Below are 19,526 nucleotides of genomic sequence, written 5' to 3' on the forward strand. Positions count from 1 at the left end.
CCCAACTCAGCTTATGGTGACGCCGGTCGTGATCGCCAGTTCGCTGCCGTCGGCAAGCTTCGCCACCATGCCGTCCTGCAGGATGCGTACGGATTCCACTTCGCCACTGATCGTTCCATCGGCGCTCGTGACGGTGCGGCCGATCAGACCGTCGGCCTGGGAAAGCGAGAAACTGCCAAGCAGTTGCTCAAGCTTGCTGTTCATCTGAACCGCCTGCTCGACATTTGAAAACGTCGCCAGCTGCGATACATATTGTGTCGAATCCATCGGCTCTGTCGGATCCTGGTTCTTCATCTGCGCGACAAGCAGTTTCAGGAAGGACTGATAATCCGCCGATGCCGCACTCGCGGTCGTGGAAGTCGTGGGCGATGTGTTGGTGTTCGTCGTCTGGTTGGAAACGCTCGGTGTCGTCGTCATGCCATGGCCTCCGAAGGCTGGGTCAGAATTGCTGGTTCACATCCAATACCGCCGCCGTCCATGATCCTTGCCTCGCCGGGATAAAGGCCACGAAGGGTTTTCAGCGCTTCGAATACACGGCCCTGGTGCACGAGTTCGTCGACGAGCTTCAATCCTTTCAGGATATCGGCATCCTCGAACGTGTTCAGCGTCGTCTTCAGCATCTTCTTGAATGTTTCGCGGGCTTCCGCGCCGATGGACGGATTGATGAGCATGATCTGGGCGGCGAAATAAAGCTGGCGCAGCGGCGTCGTCGTCTGCTCGGGCTGCAGGACATGGCTTTCCAGAAGAAAGGTGGCGTCGTTCAAAAGCTCGAGGGAAACCTTACGATCGGCGCGAAGTACCGCGCCATTGATGTAGATCTTCTCTCCCGCACGAAGCGAAAGACGAATGGTGTTTTTAGACGCCGGTGCCATATCTAAAGACTGTCCCTGATCGTGCGGGTGATATCGATGATGGAATCATAATCGTCGGATTGGCCCTGCCTTATCCGTTCCATTTCCTTGAGAATGAAAATGCCGATGGAAATGATCGCAGCCTTGAGTTCCTCCGGCAGTGCATTTTCGGCGCTGCCGAGATCCTCGATCAGCGTCGTCCACAGCCGCATCGTGAAATAGCCGGCGTTGATGCCTTCCCGGGAGGAGGCGCCATGTTCGCGCGCGGCCAAGAGCAGATCGATGGATCGATCGAAGAGCAGGCCCTCGCGCTCCTTGGCGCTTGCCGCATCTTCACTCATCACATCTTCATAGCGGATTTGATACATGTCATCTCCAGGGGTATTAAAGGCAAATGAATTCTCAAGTTTTACTTTAAATTCCCGAATCTTTACTTCAAATGATTACCTCAAGTAATTGAGGAGACTCATATTCATAAGCCTGACGGTCATCGCGTAGGAGGTCTCGATCTGCGACGTCAAAGCGCTGACCCGCGTCGCTGCCTCATAGGGATCGACGGCTTCGAGATCGAGAACCGAGTTGTTGAGAATATTGAGCTGCGCCGCAATGCGCGTATTGGCACTTGTCGTGCGGGCCTCGGCGATTCCGAGCGTCGACTGCGATTGCGAAACCGATGTGATCGCCCCGGTTGTCGTGGCAAGGGCCTTGTCGATCAAGGCGGAAAAGGCATTGTCATTCAGACCGATATTGCCAAACTCGGCGACCATGGTGAAGCTCATCGCCACCTTGCGGAAGCCCTCTCCATTGGCACTGACCGATGTCTCGGCGAGTTCGGTCGGCGCGATACGGCTCTTGACGACCGTGCTCGAAGCCGAGGACCAGTTGTCGCTCCAGTTCGTGCTGCTGAATTCATCGGCGAATGTCGTATCGAGGAACACCTCCATATCCGAAGCGGTGATGTCCGCGACCTGGGGATCATCCATCGCAAATCCGAAATGATTCTCGAACGCGGTTTGAATGGCCGGCCTGGCGGTGCTGTCGTCGGCCAAATAGTCGCCGACCGGCTTCACATCGGTGTTTACCCCGGCAAAGATATACTCGCCCGCATAGCTGCTGTTGAGGAGGCCCGTCGCCGTCTGAAGCGCTGACTTTGCACTCTGGACGATCGTGTTTTTTCCTGCCTCGGTCGATGTTGCGCCTGTCAGATTGGCCAGGAAATCCTGGGCCCCATCTATGATGCCGCTGATCGCCGTCTGTGACGTCTTCATCCGCTGGGATATGAGATTGTTCGTGTCGGTCAGCGATGACAGCCTGTCATATTCCTTGCGCAGCGAAATGGTCTGGCCGGAACGTGCGCCTAAGGCCAGCCCCACGTCGAATACCGCGCCTGTGCTTGCTTCCTGTTGCGCTTTCAATAACTCCGTCTGCGCCTTGGAAACGACTGAACGCAAGGCATTTGAAAGTGCGTAGGACGAGACAGATTGAGCTTTCATGATTACCTTACCGCAGCGAGAAGATCGTCGAGCATCGAGCCGACGGTTGACAGAACCCGGCTTGACGCCTGAAAGGATTGTTCGAGTTGGAGAAGGAGCGCCATCTCTTCGTTGATATCGACGCCCGAGGCATTGGAAAGTGCCTGCTCGGCACGCGATGACACGGTCGAATTATAGTCTTTGTTGGCCGATGCGGTCTGGCGCTTGCCTTCAAGCCAGCTTGTCGAAGCACTGCTGTAATCGATGACGCTGAGGTTCGTTCCGCCACCCGCGGCAGGATCATAACTGCGCGGTTCGCCTATGGACCCGATCAGTTGCTGTAACCGGTCCGAAAATCCGGCGGAATTCTCGCTGTTGTAGACATAGGCTGGGTCATTGTCCGGCCCACCTCCGTCACGCAATAACTCGGAGCTACCGCCTTCGGAACGGATATAAGCTGAAGAGATGCGGATCGTTCCCGCGATGCCGGGCAGAAGCGTTCCATCAGCCGGCACATCTGGCGAGCCCGAATAACTGAAAAGCCCCGTGATGGCGGGCAGACCGGAGGATGTCTGATCCGTCTCCGAAAAGAGGGTGACAAGACTTCTGGCGATTTCATCGAGCTGGCTTTGATAATCCGGGGCGACCTGATCGCGCAATTGCAGCAAGCCGCTCAGACGCCCGGTCCCATAAGGCTGCTCGAAGGTACTGTGCGATAGCGGCACCCCGTCCACATAGACATTGTTGCCGCTCGTTCCCGTGGCAAAAGCCACCGTTGGTTCGAAGCTCACCTTGCGCGCGGTCTTTTCGAACAGCGTCACGCCGGTTTCGGCAAAGATCACCATGTCGTTGTCGGCCCGGGACATGGTGGTGATGCCGATCTCACCTGACAATTGTTTCAGTATCGAATCCCGCTGATCGAGAAAATCCGATACATCGGCGCCGGATCGAGTGCCATTGACGATGCTGCTGTTGACCTGCTCGAACTTCGCCAACAAATCATTGATGCTATCGACCGAGGCGGCGATGTCAGCGTCGGCATCGGCGCGTAGCGTCTGGATCTGCGAGGTGCCCTCATTGAGCGCATTAGCAAGTCCCACGGCCTTGTCGACGACCGTATCACCGGCTGTCGTGCTCTGGCCGGGCTGAGCGGCGTATGTCTGCAGCGCATCGCGCAGATCGCCGATGAGGGCCGCGGGCGAGCCCGAATAATCATCGGCCGAATAGAGCGAGGATAAACGATTGAGCCCGGTGGTGAGTATGTTCGACGATGCGCTCTGGCTGTTTGTCTGGATATAACGTGTCAGCAGCGCCTCGTCAGCCGACCGGCTGACGTTCACATAGACCGAGCCGTAGGCGCCCGACACCAGCGACGCTGTGCGCTTGACATAGTTTGGATCGCTTGCGCCGGCTATGTTTTTCGATATCAACGCCGTTTGCTTCGACGTAGCCGAAAGAGAACTCTGGGCCGTAAGCAATGCAGAACTTAGTGACATCCTCTATCCAATCCCGCCCGCATCAAAAAGGGCTATCTTTTCAGGTTGACCAGCACATCCATCAAATCCGCGCCCGTCTGGAAGGCCTTGGAATTGGCGGTGTAGCTGCGCTGCGCTTCGATCATTTCGGTAAGCTCTTCGGCGATGTCCGCATTCGATTCCTCCAATGCGCCGGAAGAAATGCTGCCCATCCCGCCACTGTTGGGAAAGCCAAGCTGGACATCGCCAGATTTGCCGCTTGGCGCGAACACATTGCCACTCAACACGTCCATCTGGTCCGGGCTCGCCACATTGCCGAGAGCGATGCGATAGATTTCCCGCTGGGTGCCGTTCTCGTAACGGGCAACGACCGAACCATCGGCGCCGATATCGACGCTTTCGATCGCACTCGGCGACCGTCCATCGATATTCGCCTCGTAGACCGTGTAGTCGCCGGCAAGCTGCTTGGTCGCCGAAAGGTCGAGATCGAGCGTCTGGCCGTTCGGAATGGCGATCGCCAGATTGCCGGCCGATGTCAGCGCACCCGTCGTCGCGTCGAATGTCATGGTGGACGTGGTGAGCGGAGCCGACGCATAGGGGAAGCCGCCATTTGCGGCCCGCCCCGCGGAATCATAGACCGCAACCTGCCACTCATTATCGGCCGTCTTTGAGAAATAGACGTCGAGGACGACGGGATTGCCGAGATTGTCGTAGGAAACCAATGAAGTCTTGGCGGTATATTGCGAAGCCACATCATTGGCTGCAGGCAGCGGGGCGGCCACGATCTCGGCATTTGCCGGAAGATTGACGGTAAACTTGCCGGTTCGGCTCGGATCGGCAACGAGATCCATCTGATCTATGTTGATTTTCTCCAGCCCCTGAAAGCCGTTGGCCACGGTATTCACCTGGCCGTCGACGACGGGATAACCCATCAGATAATAGCCTGACGTGTTGACGAGATTGCCCACGGAATCCTTCACGAACGACCCGGCACGGGTCAGGTAGGACGTTCCGTCCGCATTGCTGACGACGAAGAAGCCGTTTCCGTCGATGGCGAGATCGGTCGATGATGCCGTGGAGCGAATGCCGCCCTGGTCGGAAATCCCGTAACGCACGTCGGTCTTGACGCTTCCGGAATTATATTGCCCCTCGGAGCTCGACAGCACGAGCGAGGAAAACTGCGTACTGGCGCGCTTGTAACCGACGGTGCTGGCGTTGGCGATGTTTTCCGCGACGGCCGACAGGCGGTTGACCTGAGCGTTCATGCCTGAAACACCGGTACGCATCATCCCATAAAGGCTCATTTCCATCTCCTGATGTGAGGATTCCGGAATCGAGGCTAGTTCACGATCCTTGCGTGAACCTGTCGCTCTGAAATCATTCGTGATTTTCTAGGGAAGCAAATATGACCGGCGGAGGCGCCGGTTGGATTCGATTACTCGATATTGATGCAGTAGCCGAGGAAGCGTTTTGAATCGACGGGATCGTAACCCAGCGCTTCCCTCAGTTTCTTACGCAGTTTGCTGATGTGGCTTTCCACGACGTTTTCCTCGGCTTCGCTGTCGAAGATTCCGTAAATTGCATTGAATATCTGCGTCTTGTTCAGCCTGCGGCCACGATTGGCGATGAGATATTCGAGGATCCGCCGTTCGCGGCGCGGAAGCAGAAACTCCACGCCATTGATCTGCGGATCACGCCCATCCGAGAAAACCCGGATTGGACCGACGTCGGTTCCCGCCTGGGCGCCGGAGACATCCGCACCGGCACGACGGCGGATGGCATTGATGCGCGCGAGGATCTCCCGCACATGAACCGGCTTGCGAACCACATCGTCGACACCCGACTGGAACAGTTCCAGCGTATGTTCCAGCGACTGCGTCTCGTTGACTGCGATGACCGGAGCCGAGCAGCGTTCACGTATCTTGATAGGAAGATGATTTCGATTGGAACATTCACCAATCAGAAAGGCTTCGACAGCCAGAATATCACTATGGGCGACCGTATCGACCCAATCGCCGAAATCCGCCGGAGAGAAGCCGGTTGTCGAAATCCCTTCGCGCCCAAACCACGCAGAATACCCACTAGTTACAAGATTGCGTTCGTCCACAACCACAATCATCGGCCCGCCTCCGAATCAGTATGTTACCCCGTGGGAACAATAACTAACTGGCGCGATGACTCGGCGACAACCCCAATTTACAGGGGGCAATTAATTGGGATGCACATTAGAAATGTCTAAATGAAAAACATTGAAAATTCAACGGATTACGCTTGTTTCACTAATAGATATGCAAAGCTTTAGAAAACGTTAACAGCGCTTCGAATTTCACAATTCATAACAATATGTTACACGATTATGCGCCGCAGAAATTGCGGGCCTGGGGCGTCCAGTTTCCGAAGCCTGTCGCGACCATATTTGCCATTACCCGGCAAACATATTTCTTCTGGGCGGGATCGTTATTGGGCCCTGCGTGATAGCGGGCCACCGCAAGCGTCCAATTGCCTTCGCGGGCACGAAGCTGTTTCAGGAAGCGCGCGGCGTAGTCGACATTCGCGCTCGGCAGCAACATTTTTGCGACCGAGGGAAACTCCTTGCCATGGAAATAATGGTTGATCTGCATGCAGCCAAGATCGATCAGCTTGGCCCCCTGACGCCTTGCCCGCTCGAAGCCCGACAATGCCGCGGCGGCTGTCGGGAAGAATGCCGCCTTGCCCTCGATGTTCATCGCATAGGGCTGCAGCGAGTTCTTGCGCCCCGTTTCCGTCAGGCCGACAGCATAGAGAATGCCGATCGGGATGCCGTATTTGGTGGCAGCCTTATGCATCTCCCGTTCACAGACGTTCTCCGCCCGCGCAGGCGTGCTGCCAAGCGCAAGGATGCTAGACGATAATATCGCGAGACAAACGGCGGTCGCCACGCGCGTCGGCAGGCGAAGGCGGAGCGCTCCCTTGCGCCTGTTCGTCCGGCGTCCACGCTCCGCGCTGATCGCGATTGCCATTCCCCTCTCCTTGCATATGGGTATGCGGTTGCCCTCCATTGCGCCCGCCCGATTGATCCTGTGCAGCGAAATTCTGCTGCCCCGTCTGGCCGCCTGTGGCATTTGCCGTGGAGGTCCCTCCGCGCTCGGTCACAGTGATGGCCACGACAGCATGATCGCTCAGCCCCGCCGACTGTAGAGCTTTGCCGAGCAGATCCCGGTCGGCCGAAAGCCGCTCCGCGGTCTCTCGCCGGTCGGCCACCAGTTCCACCTGCATGCCGTTGGGGACGAGCCGCAGCCTGGCGGTCACGGTTCCAAGTTCGATCGGCTCCAGCCGGATATTGAGGACCTTCGCCACTCCGTAGCTGCGCTCCGAGACGATTTGCACCTCAGCGATATGGATAGCCGGCCTGGTCGAGGGAGCGGCGACATTCGTCGAACCGGCCGGATTGCTTGCCCCGGCGGCCCGACTTTGCGTATTTGGCAGGACTGCGCCGGCGTTGGGAGCATCGCTGCTGCGTGGCTTGGCCGTGCCGTTCACATCCGGCTGCGTGGATGTTTTTGGATCGTTGTCGGTGGTCTCTTGATTACGAATTTCCCCACCACCTGCAGATAATGACGACTTACCGTCGTTGGCAACGGGCGTTGTGTTGTCAGCGTTCGGCTTGGCGATCACATCCGAAGCCGGGCGATCAAGCTTCTGCCGGGTTGCGGCAGGGTCGGCCGGCGGAATGGTCTGCTTTGGCGCGTTCCCATCTGTTTTGGGTCCGTCCACCTCCATATTGCCGTTTTCATCGAACTGGGTTTCAGCAAAAATGCTCGAAAGGCCCGCCCCTTGCTTTCCGATTTCTTCAGTATCGGCGCCAGAACCGCCCGCCTTGCTGCCGGCGGCACTCGCCGTCTCGGCCTGCTTGATACGCAAGGGATCGAACGCAAGCATGGCCTGGGCGGTCATCGTTGCAATGGAACCAGGTTCCTTGGCAGCAGGCATCGCATTGTCTTTTTCTTGTTCGGCATCGGGGTCTTCAGCATTCGATGTCCGGCTGCTCCGCTTTTCCGCCTTGCCGCCGCTCTCCCCAAACTCCTTGACCAGCGTTTCGAAGTTTGCCGCAGCAGATTTCATATCGGCGGCATCCTCCCCCACCGAGAACGGTGCAGATTTGGACCTCAACGCCTGCGCGTGCGTCGCGCGAGCCGAGGGGTAAACCGCCTGAGCAAGGGCATCCTTGATCGTCATTGCGTCGCCTTTCCCAGCAATTGGTCGATTTCTGCCAGCTTCTTCTTCGTATCGTCCACCGTCTCCTGCAATGCCGAATCCGGCACGGAATCCGGCTCGCTGTGCGACCGTGTCCACGATGGGTCATTCTCGCTGCTCGCGGGGATGGGCACCACTTCAGCCTTGGACGGCATGGGAGGATCGGAGGCCGGCTGCGCCGGCTCCCGGAGGACACGCCCGGCCATGGCTTCGGCAGCATCGAGCAGTCTTTTATCGCGTTCGTGCAAACGTTCCCTCGGTATCTCCGACAGTGTGCGGATAGCGTCTCGCGCACGCATTGAACCGGCCTTGCTCGCGGCGGAATAGAGCCTGGCCTGCGTGCCGTCCAGATGCAGCTCAGCTGCCAGTTCAGCGGCCTTGGCCGAAATGAACCGGGCACGTTCCATTTGCCCGTCCAGAAGAGCGCCGCGCGCCACACGCAGGTAGAAGGTGTGCTGTGCCGCCGGCTTGGCGAGTTGCGCCAGTTCCGCTATTTCATCATTGCCGATCTTGTCCTTCAATTGCAGAACCGCATCGACGAACTGCCGAAAGAAATCCTCGGCATAGGGCGAGCGGGAAAAGCGCTGGAGATAATTTCGCGCCAGCACTTTCACCTTAGCCGCGTCGCCGAGCCGTGCCGCGATCCTGAGACTGCGCCGGATCGCCGCCTCCTCGAACAACGAGCCGGGCACGGAAACGCGCACCATATCGAGGCGTTTCATCGCCATGGACGGATCCGACACGGCCACCTGAGGTGCGGTCACCAGATAGATCGAGGCTAAAAGCTCGTTCGGAATTCCCGGTGGCAGCGGATCGGAGAACTGCTGCACGGCTTCCGCCGAATTGGCATCCGCATAGGCCAGGGCACCCGCGACAAGGCGGGGCGGCAGGGCCTCGGGCGGCGCGGCCGCTAGTATAGCTCGCACGACATCGGGATTGCCGCCGTTCAGGAGGTAAATGACCGCCGCATGAAGATTTACCGTCTTGGACCAGACATCAGGCGGACCTGCCTGCAATTGCTGCGCGATACGCGCCAGGACGCGGTTGAGCATGGCAAGCGCCTCCGGCTTGCCGCTAACTACCTGGTCCTGCAGCATCCGCAACGAGCGAACGAGCTGATAAGGCTCCAGCACCGGCAACGACGACGCCGCGGCTGCTCCCGCGCAGAACGGACCGCCCGACGCCATAATGATCGGCGGAGCCAACGCAAGCATCGCTGCACGCAAGGAGCGTCGGAAATCCCTCATCATGGGGCCGTTTTCAGGAAGATATCGATGCGACGGTTCTCCGCGGCATAAGCATCCTCCGGCTTCTTCGGCTGCCGGTCCGCATATCCCTCGACGCGCAATACCCGCTTTTCATCAAGACCGCCGCGCACCAGCATGTAGTAAGCCATCTGCGCGCGCGCCGACGAAAGCCGCCAATTATCATAGGAATCACTCTTGAACGGCCGCGCGTCCGTATGTCCGCTGATGATGACGCTGCCTTGCCTGCCGGCGATGATCTTGGCGATCTTTTCCAGAACCTCGACCACACGCCGGTCCGGCTTGGCCGAGCCGATGGCGAACATGCCGTAATCGATCTTGTCAGTCAGTTGAATCATGACGCCGCCATCGGCAGGCACGACGGTGATATCGGGACTGTTCGGCTCTTTTGCCGCCGCTGTCGCCGCGCGGATTTCCCGCGCCAGCTTTTCGGCTTCAGCCAAATCCTTCTCCTCGGGCAGGCTTTCGGCTTTTACGGGTGCGCTGTTGGATTTCTCCGCCTGATCCGTTTTGTCATCAGCCGATGCTTTTCCAACCTTCGCTGTGTCGGAAGCTTGTGTCTCGGGCCCCGTTTCCTTTGCGTCCGTGCTTGGAGAGAGAGGTGGCGTAACCGGTCCCGCCGTCACGGGAAACAGCTCGTCATCGACGCGGTTCGACCAATAATCCGGATTGAAGGGATCGCGATATGCCTCGCCGCCCTCCGAACCGGTCAACGGGCCAGCAGTGGCGGCCCCGCCCTCGCCGGCTTTCGACTGATTCTGCATAATTCCGGTCTCATTGGCGATCTCGGCCAGCACGGCATAAGGCTCCTTGAACATCAGCCGCTCTTCGCTTTCGGACGGCGTCTGGGCCTTCTTGTCATTGATGACCTTGGCGCCCTCTTCCGTGGCCTTGTCGCTCTCGAAGCGCACCTTGCCCTCGTCCAGATCGATCTCCTCCACGCCTTTGCGGCTGCTGTGCCTGTCGATCAGCTTGACCGGATTGAAATAGCTCGCCACCGCCGCCTTGGTTTCCTCATTGGTGGCATTGATCAGCCACATCACCAGGAAGAACGCCATCATCGCGGTCATGAAATCCGCATAGGCGATTTTCCAGACGCCGCCATGATGCTCTTCATGGTCGTCGCCATGGCCGCGACGCACGATAATGATTTCGCGGTGGGTCTCGGGATCGATACTCATCGGACCAATGCCTTCAATTCGGCGAGCAGGGGTGAAAGCCGGGTTTCGACAATCATTTCACCGAGCTTCATGCTGAGTTCCGCCTGCTCCGCCTCGACAAGCACGAACTGCTCAGGCGCAAATCCCTCCTGGCGCCGCAGCGCGTCGAGCAGGTCGTGCGGGCCTCGTATTTCAATGGCCCCATCCGCCGCGTTCCGAACGAGAGACGCAACCTCCCGGGCAAAATCAGCGACCGCGTTTTTGGCGACGCTTTCGGCGACGAGCGGCTCAATGAGGTGGGTGACCTGCTGCGAGAACGACTCCTCGAGCGAAGCGAGCCCTTCGCTTAACTGCATTACCAGGCGATCGGCGGTTTCGTTCATGACGGATGTCCTGACCGAGCCGATTTCCTCCTCGTGCACGCGCTGCATGCGCTGCTTTTCGGCTTCATAGAGCGCATCCGCTTCCGCCCGGCCCGCTTCACGTCCTGCCTCGAAAGCCTGCTTCACCTGAAGTTCGATATCGACAGCCTCTTCGAAGGCCTGTTCCGCAGACGCCTCTTCTTCCGGCTCGTCCTCCTCGGAGGACGCGGGGAGAATGATCACCCGCTCGTCGGGAATGCGACGCGGCGAAAAATCGGAAAGAAAGCTGGCGATGGAAAGATCGCTCATGGTCATGCGGCCCTGCGTTCCGCCTCTTGGCCGGCAAAGCCATCCGCTTCGGTCGGGACCTGGATTTCTTCATGGACCCATTGCTTGAGAACCGCCGCGACACGCTCCTCGTCCATCTCGATCATCTGCTCCAGCCGGTAGCGAGCAGGTGCACGCATTCGCTGGCGAAGATCGCCGAGGCTCTCCTGCGCCTGTGCCGCATAAGCCGCGGCTCCTGACAGAGCTGTTTCGCCGGAAGCCTCGACATTCGCCAACTGCCCCGTCCCGGTGAAATCCGGAATGGCAATCTCGCCTGCTTCGCGCTCGCCTGCCAGTTCAGCCACTCGATTGCCGGCGATTTCGCGCATGAGCGGTCTGGCGCCGAACCAGATGATCAGCACCACTGCGCCGATCAGCGCCGCAGCGTTGATCAGGCTGCCGGCCTGGCGCAGGATCAGTTCCGATATCGGCGTGGAAGCAGGCTGTATCTCGTCGCCGGCAGGATCCATGAAATTCAGCGCCGTGACGTTGATCACATCGCCACGATCGGCATTGAGCCCTGCCGCCGTCGAGACGAGGTCGCGGATTTTAGCCACCTGTTCATCGACGAAATTCGCCGGAGGCGGCGTCGTTCCCGCCGAAGCGAGGAGCCGTGCCTGATCGATGACCACGGCGATCGACAGATGCTTGACCGAATAGCCGTCGCTTACCGTCGAAACGGTCTTGCTGCTCATTTCGTAATTGGTCAATTCCTCGCGCCGCTCGGTCTTTTCGGAGGAACTTTCTCCATTTCTGCTCTGGATTTCCTCCTGCGGAATATTCTGCTCGACACCTGTCGCGTTATCGTCCTTCGAGTTTTGCGAGGCACCGTTTTCACGCACCACGCGGACCGATCGCTCGACCCTGGACTCGGGATCGAACACCGTCTCGTTGATCTGCCGTCGATCCGTATCGAGCGCCACCTGCACGCTGGTCTGGAAATGGCCAACGCCCAGATAGGGCGCGAGAGCCTTGCGGATATTGTCGTCGATCGAGGCCGATACTTGGCTTTCCAGCGTCGCCGCCATCACCGCCGCGCCATTGGCGCGGTCGCCGCTCGATGCGAGAAGCCGGCCATTGGTGTTCATGACGGTCACCGAGGCCGCGTCGAGGGCGGGAACGGCGGCCGCCACAAGCTGGCGGATGGATTGCGCCGATTCGACCGCAAAACCACCCTCGGTCCGGATGACGACGGAAGCCGAAGGCTTCTGGTCGCCGCGCCGGAAGCTCCCCTTCTCAGGGAGGACGATGTGGATGCGCGCGGCCTTGATGCCCCTTATCGCCTGGATGGTCCGGGCAATCTCACCTTCGAGGGCGCGTACGCGGGTGATCTCCTGCATGAAGGAGGTAAGTCCCAGCGATCCCATATTGTCGAAAAGCTCGTAGCCGGCATTGTTGCTTGTCGGCAGCCCCTTTTCTGCCAGATGCATGCGCGCCTGTTCGGCCTTCCCGTAGGGAACGAGAATGGAAGTGCCGTCCGATTTCACGTCGAATGGAATACCGGCCTCGCCGAGTGCCATTCCCATGCGATTGACGTCGTCGCGGTTCAGCCCGACATAGAGCGTTTCATACGGCGGCCGGCTGAAATAGAAGCTCGAGAACAGGATCGTGCCGAAGAGCGCCACGCCCATGAGCCCGAGCGCAACCAGCCGCCTCGTGCCAAGCCTGGCCAACGCACCTGAAAACTGTTCGAGAAATTGCCGGAAATTCTTCTGCATCGCACCCTGCCGCCATCATTTCACGGGCGACCATAGCGAGCGAAGCTTGCGCGAAGTTAGAGTGGTGAACCGCTGTTTTATCGAACTGCGGCGCAAACGCAGCAAGGGACCGTGCCCCCCGCACGGTCCCCCGGCCCCCCACCTTTTTAAACGCCGCTTATCCGCGGAACAGCGAGAGGATGCTCTGGTTGCTCGAGTTGGCGATCGACAGAGCCTGAACACCAAGCTGCTGCTGAACCTGCAGAGCCGACAGACGCGCCGATTCCTTGTTCATGTCGGCATCGACGAGAGCGCCGACGCCCTTGTCGATCGAGTCCTCCAAGCCGGAAAGGAAGCTCTTCTGGCTGTCGATCTGCGACTTGGCAGCACCAAGCGTAGCCGCGCCTGTTACGAGGTCAGCCAGAGCCCCTTCCACTGTATCGAGAAGACCGCCGATATCAGCGTCCACCGTCGCTGATGTGAAGAAGCCATCAGCAACAATGGCCGTAACCATGGTTGCAGCATCCGTATCCGCAGCTGCAACCGTGATTTTATCGACCGTCACGGTCGCACCCGAACGATTGTAGGACGAAACGACTTCAAGATCGTCCGTAGGGCCATTGAGAAGATTCGAACCAGCGTAATTTGCATTGCTGAGTGCCGAATTAATATTCGAAACGATCGACTTGACTTCGGCTTCGATCTTGCCCTTGTCTTCGGCGCTTGCGCCAATTGCTGAAATCAGCTTGGTTTTAATGTCATCGACCGAATCCTTGATCTTGTTGATCGCGGAATAGGCCGTATCGACCTTGCCGGCACCGAGAGCGAGCGAGTCCTGAACAGCCGAATTGGCCTTGTTGTCGGACTTCATCGAGGTCGCGATGGACCAGTAGGCCGCATTGTCCGAGGCTTCGCTGATGCGCAGGCCGGTGGAGATGCGGTTCTGTGTGGATTCCAGCGCCTTGTTGGTGGACGAAAGCGTCTGAAGCGCGGTCATAGCCGCGGAATTGGTCAGAAGACTCATTGGGTATTGCCCCTGTTCAAGGCATGACGCCGAAAAGCCAAGGCTTTTCAGACAAGATCATGCAGCATATTGAATGATTTTTTCGGGACAGGCCGGACTGAAACCGGCATGGCGGAGCGGCATCATGCCTATTGCCAGCAGTTGTGGCAAATCCGTCATGCCGTGATCCTTACATAGCAATTGCTACAAATGTGTTAACGGCCGTAAAAAATTTCGCAGATCATGAAAAAGAGCGGATGAGGCTGCCGACAAGAATGTTCCAGCCGTCGATCAGAACGAAGAACAGAATCTTGAACGGTAGCGACAAAACCGTCGGCGGCAGCATCATCATGCCCATCGACATGGTGAGCGTAGCGACCACAAGATCGATGACCAGGAATGGCAGAACGATCAGGAAGCCTATCTCGAAGCCGCGGCGCAGTTCCGAAATCATGAAAGCCGGAACCAGAATGCGCAGATCGACCACACCATCATCGCCAGTGCGGAAGGAGGGATCCGCCAGATCCTCGAACAGCCGCAGATCCTTGTCGCGCACCTGGCGCAGCATGAATTCGCGGAACGGCGATGCGATCTCGCGCAGTGCCGCATCCTGCGCGATCTCATTGCGCATCAGCGGCTGCACACCGTTCTGCCACGCCCGATCGAAGGCCGGCGCCATGACATAGAAAGTCATGAACAGCGCGAGGCTGACCATCACCAGGTTAGCCGGCGCGGTCTGCAACCCCAGCCCCGAGCGCAGCATGGAGAAGGCGATGGCGAAGCGCGTGAAGCTCGTCACCATGATCAGAAGGCCAGGCGCGATCGAAAGCACCGTCAAAAGTCCGAGGAGCTGGACGATCTGCCCGCTCGCAGCACCACTGCCGGCAGGAATCAGGCCGTCGAGCGAAAACGTCTGCGCCGCCGCTCCATGGGCGGTAACGAGAAGAACCGCCGCGATGAGAAAAAGGCGCTTGTTCATTCCACCACCAGCGACGAAATGAACACCCGCTCCACCTTGCCCTCGGAGCGCAGTTTGGCGCGTTCTTCCAAATCGGCGCGCAGATAGGCGAGGCCCGTCGCGCCCTGCAGTTGCATCAGGCTGACGCTGCGCAGGAACGCCATGAAATCATCGGAAATATTCATCGCCATTTCAGGCGCGATTTCCTCGCCAGGCTTGGCAACGAGCGCCGATTCCAGACGTATCCACGTCGTGGACGGCACGGCGAGATTGGTCAGGATCGGCTTCAGCGCAACCACATTGCCGAGAGGCTGGGCTTCGTGTCCCTTGCCCGGCTCTTTGCTCGCAGACGCACTTTCCGCGGTGTGGTCGATCGCTGGTTCCGTTCCGCTTATGTAGCCCCCGAGAAGCCACCCGCCGCCGCCTGCGACAACGGTTAGCATCGCGACGGCGGCGATCGTGCCCACCAGCGAGCCGCCTGCTGCCTTGCCTGCCTCGCGATCTCCAGAGGATTTCGTCGCGTCGCTCATGCCTGCCCACTCAAAACGGAGAAACCTGGTCGAGGATCTGCTGGCCATAGGGCGGCTGCTGGACCTCGCTGATGCGCCCACGCCCGCCATAGGAAATGCGTGCTTCGGCGATTTTGTCGTAGGAGATCGTATTATAGCCCGAAATATCGCGCGGCCTCACCACGCCGGCGACGTTGAGAACGCGCAGTTCATTGTTGACGCGCACTTCCTGCGAACCGCGGATCACCAGATTGCCGTTGGGCAGGATATCGGTGACGATGGCAGCGATGGAAAGCCTGATCTCCTCCTTGCGCTCGACCACGCCCTGCCCCGTCGAGCGGCTGTCGGAATTCGTGTTGAGCGAGCCGGAAAAATCGCCCGCCGAACCGCTGCTTGTCGAAAATTCGCCGCCCAATCCGTAAAGTGAGGACGACACGCGCTGACGGCCGCTTTTGTTGTCCAGATTGGCTTTATCGTTGATCGCGATGTTGACGGTCAGGACATCGCCCGGACTGGAAGCTCGCGGATCGCGGAAGAAGCTGGTCGAACGCTTTTCCCACAGTGAATATTTCCGATTTTCCGGGCGCAGCGGATATTGCGATGCATCGGTCATGCCATAGGATGACCCGATGTCGGTTCTGACCGGCGACAGATCAGGCGTGCGGTTGACCTCCTGAAGCGGGCTGGCGCAGCCGGAAAGGCCGAGCAGCCCGATCATGGCCCCGGCGATGCAAATGGTCCTGTTCATTGAATCTGGCCCGCCGCTCTCGCCTTGCGGCCCGATTGACCAACCGATTGCGCGCCGACGATGACGCGGGCCAGCTGCGCAGATTTCTCGGGCGGCATTTCGTTGAGGATCACGCTCGATGTCCGCGGCTTGAGCTTGAGCAGAAGCGCGGCGGCAGCCTCGTCGCCGATCAGCGCCATCTGCGCCGCCGCGGCGTCCGGCTTCATCTTGGAGATGATATCGACCAGTGAATCCTGGGCTTTGCCGATGAATTCATTGCGCCGCTGCAGCCAGACTTCATACTCTTTGCGCTTTTCCTCGAGCGCCTTGACGCGCTGATCGACTTGCGCGCGCAACTCGGAGAGCTCCTTGGCCTGGATCGCATAGCGTGCGTCTGCGGCATTATCGGTGATATTGCTGCAATATTTCTGGATTTCCTCGATGTCGGCGGGCGATTGCGGCACAATCGCTTCCGTTTCCTGCGCCAGCGATATCGTTGTCGACAGCGCCAGGTACAGCGCCGCCGTCGCAAGATTCATCGCAAGGGAGGGGGATTTGTTTTGCTGCCTCATCATTGCACCACCAGTTCGGCGTGCAGTGCGCCGGATGTCTTGATCGCCTGCAGAATCGCGATGATGCCCGTCGGCTTCATGCCGATCTGGTTGAGCCCATTGACAAGGTTCTCCAGATTGGTGCCGGAAAGCACCCCGATCTTCGATCCCTGTTCGATAGCCGCGATATCGGTTGTCGGCTCTACGGCGGTCACGCCGTCGGAAAATGGCTCGGGCTGCGAAACCACCGGCGTTTCGGTGACGCGCACAGTCAGGCTGCCATGGCTGATGGCGACTTTCGAGATGCGCACCTTGTCGCCGATGACGACGGTGCCAGTGCGCTCGTCGACGACGACACGGGCGATCTCGTCGGTCGCCACCGGCAGGCCTTCGAGTTCTGCCAGGAAACGGGCAGCGGTTATGTTCTTCGGCTTGCGCAGTCGGATCGATTTGGCGTCACGCTCTTTCGCTACCGCCTGGCCGTAGCGGCGCTTGGCGAAGATGTTGATCGTATCGGTGACGCGGACAGCCGTGGTGAAGTCGGGATCACGCAGTTCGACGACGAGATCGCGGTCTTTACCGAAGTTACCCTTCACCTCGCGTTCCACCAGCGCCCCGTTCGGAATGCGTCCGCTGGTCGGCACGCCTTGCGTCAATGTTTCTGCCTGGCCTTCGGCGGAGAAGCCGGAAACAATCATGTTGCCTTGCGCGACGGCATAGATTTCACTGTCCGCGCCCGTCAGCGGCGTCATCACCAACGTCCCGCCCTGCAGCGACGAAGCATCGCCAAGCGAAGAGACCGTCACGTCTATGCGCGAACCAGCACCTGCGAACGCCGGCAGATTGGCGGTAACGATGACGGCTGCGGTATTTTTGGAGCGCGTCGCGCCACTCGGCGCGCTGATACCCAGATTGTCCAGCATGGCGCGCATCGACTGCTCGGTGAACGGCGAGTTGCGCAGGCTGTCGCCGCTTCCCTGCAAGCCGATGACGAGACCATAGCCGACAAGCTGGTTTTCGCGCACACCCTGGATGGTGGCGATATCCTTCAGCCGGGCCACGACACCGCCCTTGCCGAGATCGGAATAGGCCATTCTCGAAGGACTGCCGCCCGAGCCCAGCCAGTCGGCGTCGGCCTCGGCAGCGGAGGAAAAATCCTTGGTATTGCGCGAGGCTTCGTCCGCCAGCAGCGGCGACACATTCATCAAAAGCGCAACAAGGACAGAGATGGTCCGCTTCACTGCATTCCCACCTGTATCTTGCCGTCGGCCAGGATCGTTCCGGAAACGATCAGGCCGCTATCGGCATTGCGCACCTTGATGAAATCACCGGCTGAACCCGGCTCCAGCGGCGTTCCCATCGCAGTGATGGTCAGTCCGCCAGCCGTATAGACCAGGGGAGCGGGCACGCCGCGCTTGACCAGCGAGGGTTCGCCGAGCGCCGCGATCAGGATCGGCTTTCCCGGCAGCAGCGTGCGTCGTGCGATCTTCCCCGTCACCTGGTCCGACGTCAGCGCATATTGCCCCGCTATATCGGGCTTGGCGATGAAACGCTTTTCCAGAAGTGCGGTATCGCTTACGATCTGGCCGGGATAGATGACGGCGGACGGCACCACGAACGAGATCCGGTCCGCATGGGCGGCGGATGCGCAGGCAAACACCGCGATGCCTGCCAATGCAGCGGTCCTGAGCCTTGCCATTTTATGCCGCGCCCTTGCCCAAGCCATATTCACCCCCGTCAGCGCAGATTCTTCGAAACGACGGCAGCCATTTCGTCCGCCGCCTGGATGACCTTGGAGTTCATCTCATAGGCGCGCTGCGCCGTGATCAGGTCGGTGATCTCCTTGACCGGATCGACATTGGATGCTTCGAGATAGTGCTGCGTCAAAGTGGCGAAGCCCGGATCGCCGGGAACGCCGACGATCGGTGCGCCGGAAGCTTCCGTCTCGCGGTAGAGATTGTCGCCCAGCGGTTCGAGGCCTGCCTCATTGGTGAAATTGGCGAGCGTCAGCTGGCCGAGATCGACCTGCTGGATCTGATCCTGCAGCTTGGCGAAGACCTGGCCGGATTCTGAAATCGTCACCTCCACCGCATCGGCTGGAATAATGATCGCGGGTTCGACCGGACTGCCGTCTATGGTGACGAGTTGCCCGTCGGCATTCTTGTTGAAGGAGCCGGCCCGCGTATAAAGCGTCTCACCCGTCGGGCTCTGGATCTGGAACCAGCCATGCCCGGTCAGCGCCACGTCGAGCGGATTGCCGGTCTGCGACAGGCTGCCCTGGATATGCAAATTGCGCACAGCCGCCGTCTGCACGCCGAGCCCGACCAGCGCACCTTCGGGCACGATGTTCTGGTTGGCGCGGTTGGGCACGCCCGCCGTCCGCTCCGCCTGGTAGATGAGATCGGAAAATTCAGCGCGCGCACGCTTGAACCCTGTTGTGTTGATGTTGGCGATATTGTTGGCGATGACTTCGAGATTGAGCTGCTGGGCATTCATGCCGGTTGCGGCAATGGTGAGCGCTTTCATGATATCTCCCTGGAAGTGGTGTTTCTGATCCGGCGACGCACCCAGCCCAACGGGCTAGATCTGCATGCGGCTGATCTCGAGATAGGCCTGGACGATCTTGTCGCGAATGGCGATGGCGGTCTGCAGCGACTGCTCGGCCTCCATTACGGAGCTGACGACTTCGCGGGTCGGCACGTCACCGGTCATGCTGGAAATCGACATCGCTTCGGCGTTTTTGAGCTTGTCGCCCACCGATCCCGTCAATTGCGACAGCACGTCCCCGAACGAGGCGTCGCCGACGGAAGACTGACCGGCGGCAGAGGGATTGACGGGAGCAGCGGCGGCACCGGCCGAACCTGCACCATCAACGATTTCGGATAGGTTCGACAGGGCGTTACGGGTGGAAACACTCAACAGAGAATCGATCATCA

The 19,526-nt window shown here is 59.2% G+C and carries 22 protein-coding genes; all 22 read right to left on the bottom strand.

Going from position 1 to position 19,526, the window contains the following annotated elements; genetic code table 11:
- Nucleotides 1–6: 6 nt before the first annotated feature.
- Nucleotides 7–417 (bottom strand): flagellar hook assembly protein FlgD, encoded by a 411-nt coding sequence (gene flgD, locus C5748_RS14605; protein WP_105742676.1) that lies wholly within the window; start codon nucleotides 415–417, stop codon nucleotides 7–9.
- Complete coding sequence (gene flbT / locus C5748_RS14610; RefSeq protein WP_105742677.1) at nucleotides 414–872, bottom strand: flagellar biosynthesis repressor FlbT; 459 nt, start codon at nucleotides 870–872, stop codon at nucleotides 414–416. Before flbT ends, flgD begins: the two co-directional genes overlap by 4 nt.
- Before the next feature lie 2 nt (nucleotides 873–874).
- Nucleotides 875–1,219, bottom strand: a complete 345-nt coding sequence (flaF, locus tag C5748_RS14615) for a flagellar biosynthesis regulator FlaF (protein WP_105742678.1) — start codon at nucleotides 1,217–1,219, stop codon at nucleotides 875–877.
- A 75-nt stretch (nucleotides 1,220–1,294) separates the two neighbouring features.
- Complete coding sequence (locus tag C5748_RS14620) at nucleotides 1,295–2,344, bottom strand: flagellar hook-associated family protein (protein WP_105742679.1); 1,050 nt, start codon at nucleotides 2,342–2,344, stop codon at nucleotides 1,295–1,297.
- Between the two features lie 2 nt (nucleotides 2,345–2,346).
- Complete coding sequence (gene flgK, locus C5748_RS14625; protein WP_105742680.1) at nucleotides 2,347–3,819, bottom strand: flagellar hook-associated protein FlgK; 1,473 nt, start codon at nucleotides 3,817–3,819, stop codon at nucleotides 2,347–2,349.
- Nucleotides 3,820–3,851: 32 nt separating this feature from the next.
- Nucleotides 3,852–5,102, bottom strand: a complete 1,251-nt coding sequence (locus tag C5748_RS14630; RefSeq protein ID WP_105742681.1) for a flagellar hook protein FlgE — start codon at nucleotides 5,100–5,102, stop codon at nucleotides 3,852–3,854.
- A gap of 131 nt (nucleotides 5,103–5,233) precedes the next feature.
- Entirely contained in the window at nucleotides 5,234–5,917 is a 684-nt protein-coding gene (gene ftcR / locus C5748_RS14635; protein WP_105742682.1) for a flagellar transcriptional regulator FtcR, read from the bottom strand.
- 235 nt (nucleotides 5,918–6,152) lie between these two features.
- Nucleotides 6,153–6,623 (bottom strand): transglycosylase SLT domain-containing protein, encoded by a 471-nt coding sequence (locus tag C5748_RS14640; protein ID WP_245581807.1) that lies wholly within the window; start codon nucleotides 6,621–6,623, stop codon nucleotides 6,153–6,155.
- Between the two features lie 55 nt (nucleotides 6,624–6,678).
- Nucleotides 6,679–8,013 carry a flagellar hook-length control protein FliK gene (gene fliK / locus C5748_RS14645; protein ID WP_105742684.1) on the bottom strand — a complete coding sequence of 445 codons (1,335 nt, stop codon included), beginning with the start codon at nucleotides 8,011–8,013 and terminating at the stop codon, nucleotides 6,679–6,681.
- On the bottom strand, nucleotides 8,010–9,281 hold the full coding sequence (locus C5748_RS14650) for a chemotaxis protein MotC (protein WP_105742685.1): 1,272 nt from the start codon (nucleotides 9,279–9,281) through the stop codon (nucleotides 8,010–8,012). The genes fliK and C5748_RS14650 overlap by 4 nt, the downstream gene beginning before the upstream one ends.
- Nucleotides 9,278–10,477, bottom strand: a complete 1,200-nt coding sequence (locus C5748_RS14655; protein ID WP_105742686.1) for a MotB family protein — start codon at nucleotides 10,475–10,477, stop codon at nucleotides 9,278–9,280. Before C5748_RS14655 ends, C5748_RS14650 begins: the two co-directional genes overlap by 4 nt.
- Nucleotides 10,474–11,133 (bottom strand): hypothetical protein, encoded by a 660-nt coding sequence (locus C5748_RS14660; protein WP_105742687.1) that lies wholly within the window; start codon nucleotides 11,131–11,133, stop codon nucleotides 10,474–10,476. Before C5748_RS14660 ends, C5748_RS14655 begins: the two co-directional genes overlap by 4 nt.
- Nucleotides 11,130–12,863: a flagellar basal-body MS-ring/collar protein FliF gene (gene fliF / locus C5748_RS14665; protein ID WP_105742688.1), complete on the bottom strand. Its 1,734-nt coding sequence runs from the start codon at nucleotides 12,861–12,863 to the stop codon at nucleotides 11,130–11,132. The genes C5748_RS14660 and fliF overlap by 4 nt, the downstream gene beginning before the upstream one ends.
- A gap of 157 nt (nucleotides 12,864–13,020) precedes the next feature.
- The gene (locus tag C5748_RS14670; RefSeq protein ID WP_105742689.1) at nucleotides 13,021–13,866 is read right to left on the bottom strand and encodes a flagellin N-terminal helical domain-containing protein; all 846 of its coding nucleotides are present in this window, start codon (nucleotides 13,864–13,866) and stop codon (nucleotides 13,021–13,023) included.
- A 220-nt stretch (nucleotides 13,867–14,086) separates the two neighbouring features.
- Complete coding sequence (gene fliP, locus C5748_RS14675; RefSeq protein WP_105742690.1) at nucleotides 14,087–14,824, bottom strand: flagellar type III secretion system pore protein FliP; 738 nt, start codon at nucleotides 14,822–14,824, stop codon at nucleotides 14,087–14,089.
- The gene (locus tag C5748_RS14680; RefSeq protein ID WP_105742691.1) at nucleotides 14,821–15,333 is read right to left on the bottom strand and encodes a flagellar basal body-associated FliL family protein; all 513 of its coding nucleotides are present in this window, start codon (nucleotides 15,331–15,333) and stop codon (nucleotides 14,821–14,823) included. The genes fliP and C5748_RS14680 overlap by 4 nt, the downstream gene beginning before the upstream one ends.
- Nucleotides 15,334–15,343: 10 nt before the next feature.
- Complete coding sequence (gene flgH, locus C5748_RS14685) at nucleotides 15,344–16,060, bottom strand: flagellar basal body L-ring protein FlgH (RefSeq protein ID WP_105742692.1); 717 nt, start codon at nucleotides 16,058–16,060, stop codon at nucleotides 15,344–15,346.
- The gene (locus C5748_RS14690; protein WP_342588361.1) at nucleotides 16,057–16,611 is read right to left on the bottom strand and encodes a MotE family protein; all 555 of its coding nucleotides are present in this window, start codon (nucleotides 16,609–16,611) and stop codon (nucleotides 16,057–16,059) included. Before C5748_RS14690 ends, flgH begins: the two co-directional genes overlap by 4 nt.
- On the bottom strand, nucleotides 16,611–17,795 hold the full coding sequence (locus tag C5748_RS14695; RefSeq protein WP_199194803.1) for a flagellar basal body P-ring protein FlgI: 1,185 nt from the start codon (nucleotides 17,793–17,795) through the stop codon (nucleotides 16,611–16,613). The genes C5748_RS14690 and C5748_RS14695 overlap by 1 nt, the downstream gene beginning before the upstream one ends.
- A gap of 32 nt (nucleotides 17,796–17,827) precedes the next feature.
- Nucleotides 17,828–18,289: a flagellar basal body P-ring formation chaperone FlgA gene (gene flgA, locus C5748_RS14700; protein WP_105742694.1), complete on the bottom strand. Its 462-nt coding sequence runs from the start codon at nucleotides 18,287–18,289 to the stop codon at nucleotides 17,828–17,830.
- Nucleotides 18,290–18,327: 38 nt separating this feature from the next.
- Complete coding sequence (gene flgG, locus C5748_RS14705) at nucleotides 18,328–19,116, bottom strand: flagellar basal-body rod protein FlgG (RefSeq protein WP_105742695.1); 789 nt, start codon at nucleotides 19,114–19,116, stop codon at nucleotides 18,328–18,330.
- Nucleotides 19,117–19,170: 54 nt separating this feature from the next.
- A complete protein-coding gene (fliE, locus tag C5748_RS14710; protein ID WP_105742801.1) occupies nucleotides 19,171–19,524 on the bottom strand; it encodes a flagellar hook-basal body complex protein FliE in 354 nt (117 codons plus the stop codon).
- Nucleotides 19,525–19,526 lie beyond the last annotated feature (2 nt).

Origin of the sequence: Phyllobacterium phragmitis (assembly GCF_002980495.1) — a bacterium.
Taxonomy (GTDB): domain Bacteria; phylum Pseudomonadota; class Alphaproteobacteria; order Rhizobiales; family Rhizobiaceae; genus Paramesorhizobium; species Paramesorhizobium phragmitis.

Coding starts and splice junctions, on each gene's coding strand:
- flgD (WP_105742676.1), bottom strand. CDS start 417: ATGACGACGACACCGAGCGTTTCCAACCAGACGACGAACACCAACACA.
- flbT (WP_105742677.1), bottom strand. CDS start 872: ATGGCACCGGCGTCTAAAAACACCATTCGTCTTTCGCTTCGTGCGGGA.
- flaF (WP_105742678.1), bottom strand. CDS start 1,219: ATGTATCAAATCCGCTATGAAGATGTGATGAGTGAAGATGCGGCAAGC.
- C5748_RS14620 (WP_105742679.1), bottom strand. CDS start 2,344: ATGAAAGCTCAATCTGTCTCGTCCTACGCACTTTCAAATGCCTTGCGT.
- flgK (WP_105742680.1), bottom strand. CDS start 3,819: ATGTCACTAAGTTCTGCATTGCTTACGGCCCAGAGTTCTCTTTCGGCT.
- C5748_RS14630 (WP_105742681.1), bottom strand. CDS start 5,102: ATGAGCCTTTATGGGATGATGCGTACCGGTGTTTCAGGCATGAACGCT.
- ftcR (WP_105742682.1), bottom strand. CDS start 5,917: ATGATTGTGGTTGTGGACGAACGCAATCTTGTAACTAGTGGGTATTCT.
- C5748_RS14640 (WP_245581807.1), bottom strand. CDS start 6,623: ATGCATAAGGCTGCCACCAAATACGGCATCCCGATCGGCATTCTCTAT.
- fliK (WP_105742684.1), bottom strand. CDS start 8,013: ATGACGATCAAGGATGCCCTTGCTCAGGCGGTTTACCCCTCGGCTCGC.
- C5748_RS14650 (WP_105742685.1), bottom strand. CDS start 9,281: ATGATGAGGGATTTCCGACGCTCCTTGCGTGCAGCGATGCTTGCGTTG.
- C5748_RS14655 (WP_105742686.1), bottom strand. CDS start 10,477: ATGAGTATCGATCCCGAGACCCACCGCGAAATCATTATCGTGCGTCGC.
- C5748_RS14660 (WP_105742687.1), bottom strand. CDS start 11,133: ATGACCATGAGCGATCTTTCCATCGCCAGCTTTCTTTCCGATTTTTCG.
- fliF (WP_105742688.1), bottom strand. CDS start 12,863: ATGCAGAAGAATTTCCGGCAATTTCTCGAACAGTTTTCAGGTGCGTTG.
- C5748_RS14670 (WP_105742689.1), bottom strand. CDS start 13,866: ATGAGTCTTCTGACCAATTCCGCGGCTATGACCGCGCTTCAGACGCTT.
- fliP (WP_105742690.1), bottom strand. CDS start 14,824: ATGAACAAGCGCCTTTTTCTCATCGCGGCGGTTCTTCTCGTTACCGCC.
- C5748_RS14680 (WP_105742691.1), bottom strand. CDS start 15,333: ATGAGCGACGCGACGAAATCCTCTGGAGATCGCGAGGCAGGCAAGGCA.
- flgH (WP_105742692.1), bottom strand. CDS start 16,060: ATGAACAGGACCATTTGCATCGCCGGGGCCATGATCGGGCTGCTCGGC.
- C5748_RS14690 (WP_342588361.1), bottom strand. CDS start 16,611: ATGAGGCAGCAAAACAAATCCCCCTCCCTTGCGATGAATCTTGCGACG.
- C5748_RS14695 (WP_199194803.1), bottom strand. CDS start 17,795: ATGAATGTGTCGCCGCTGCTGGCGGACGAAGCCTCGCGCAATACCAAG.
- flgA (WP_105742694.1), bottom strand. CDS start 18,289: ATGGCAAGGCTCAGGACCGCTGCATTGGCAGGCATCGCGGTGTTTGCC.
- flgG (WP_105742695.1), bottom strand. CDS start 19,116: ATGAAAGCGCTCACCATTGCCGCAACCGGCATGAATGCCCAGCAGCTC.
- fliE (WP_105742801.1), bottom strand. CDS start 19,524: ATGATCGATTCTCTGTTGAGTGTTTCCACCCGTAACGCCCTGTCGAAC.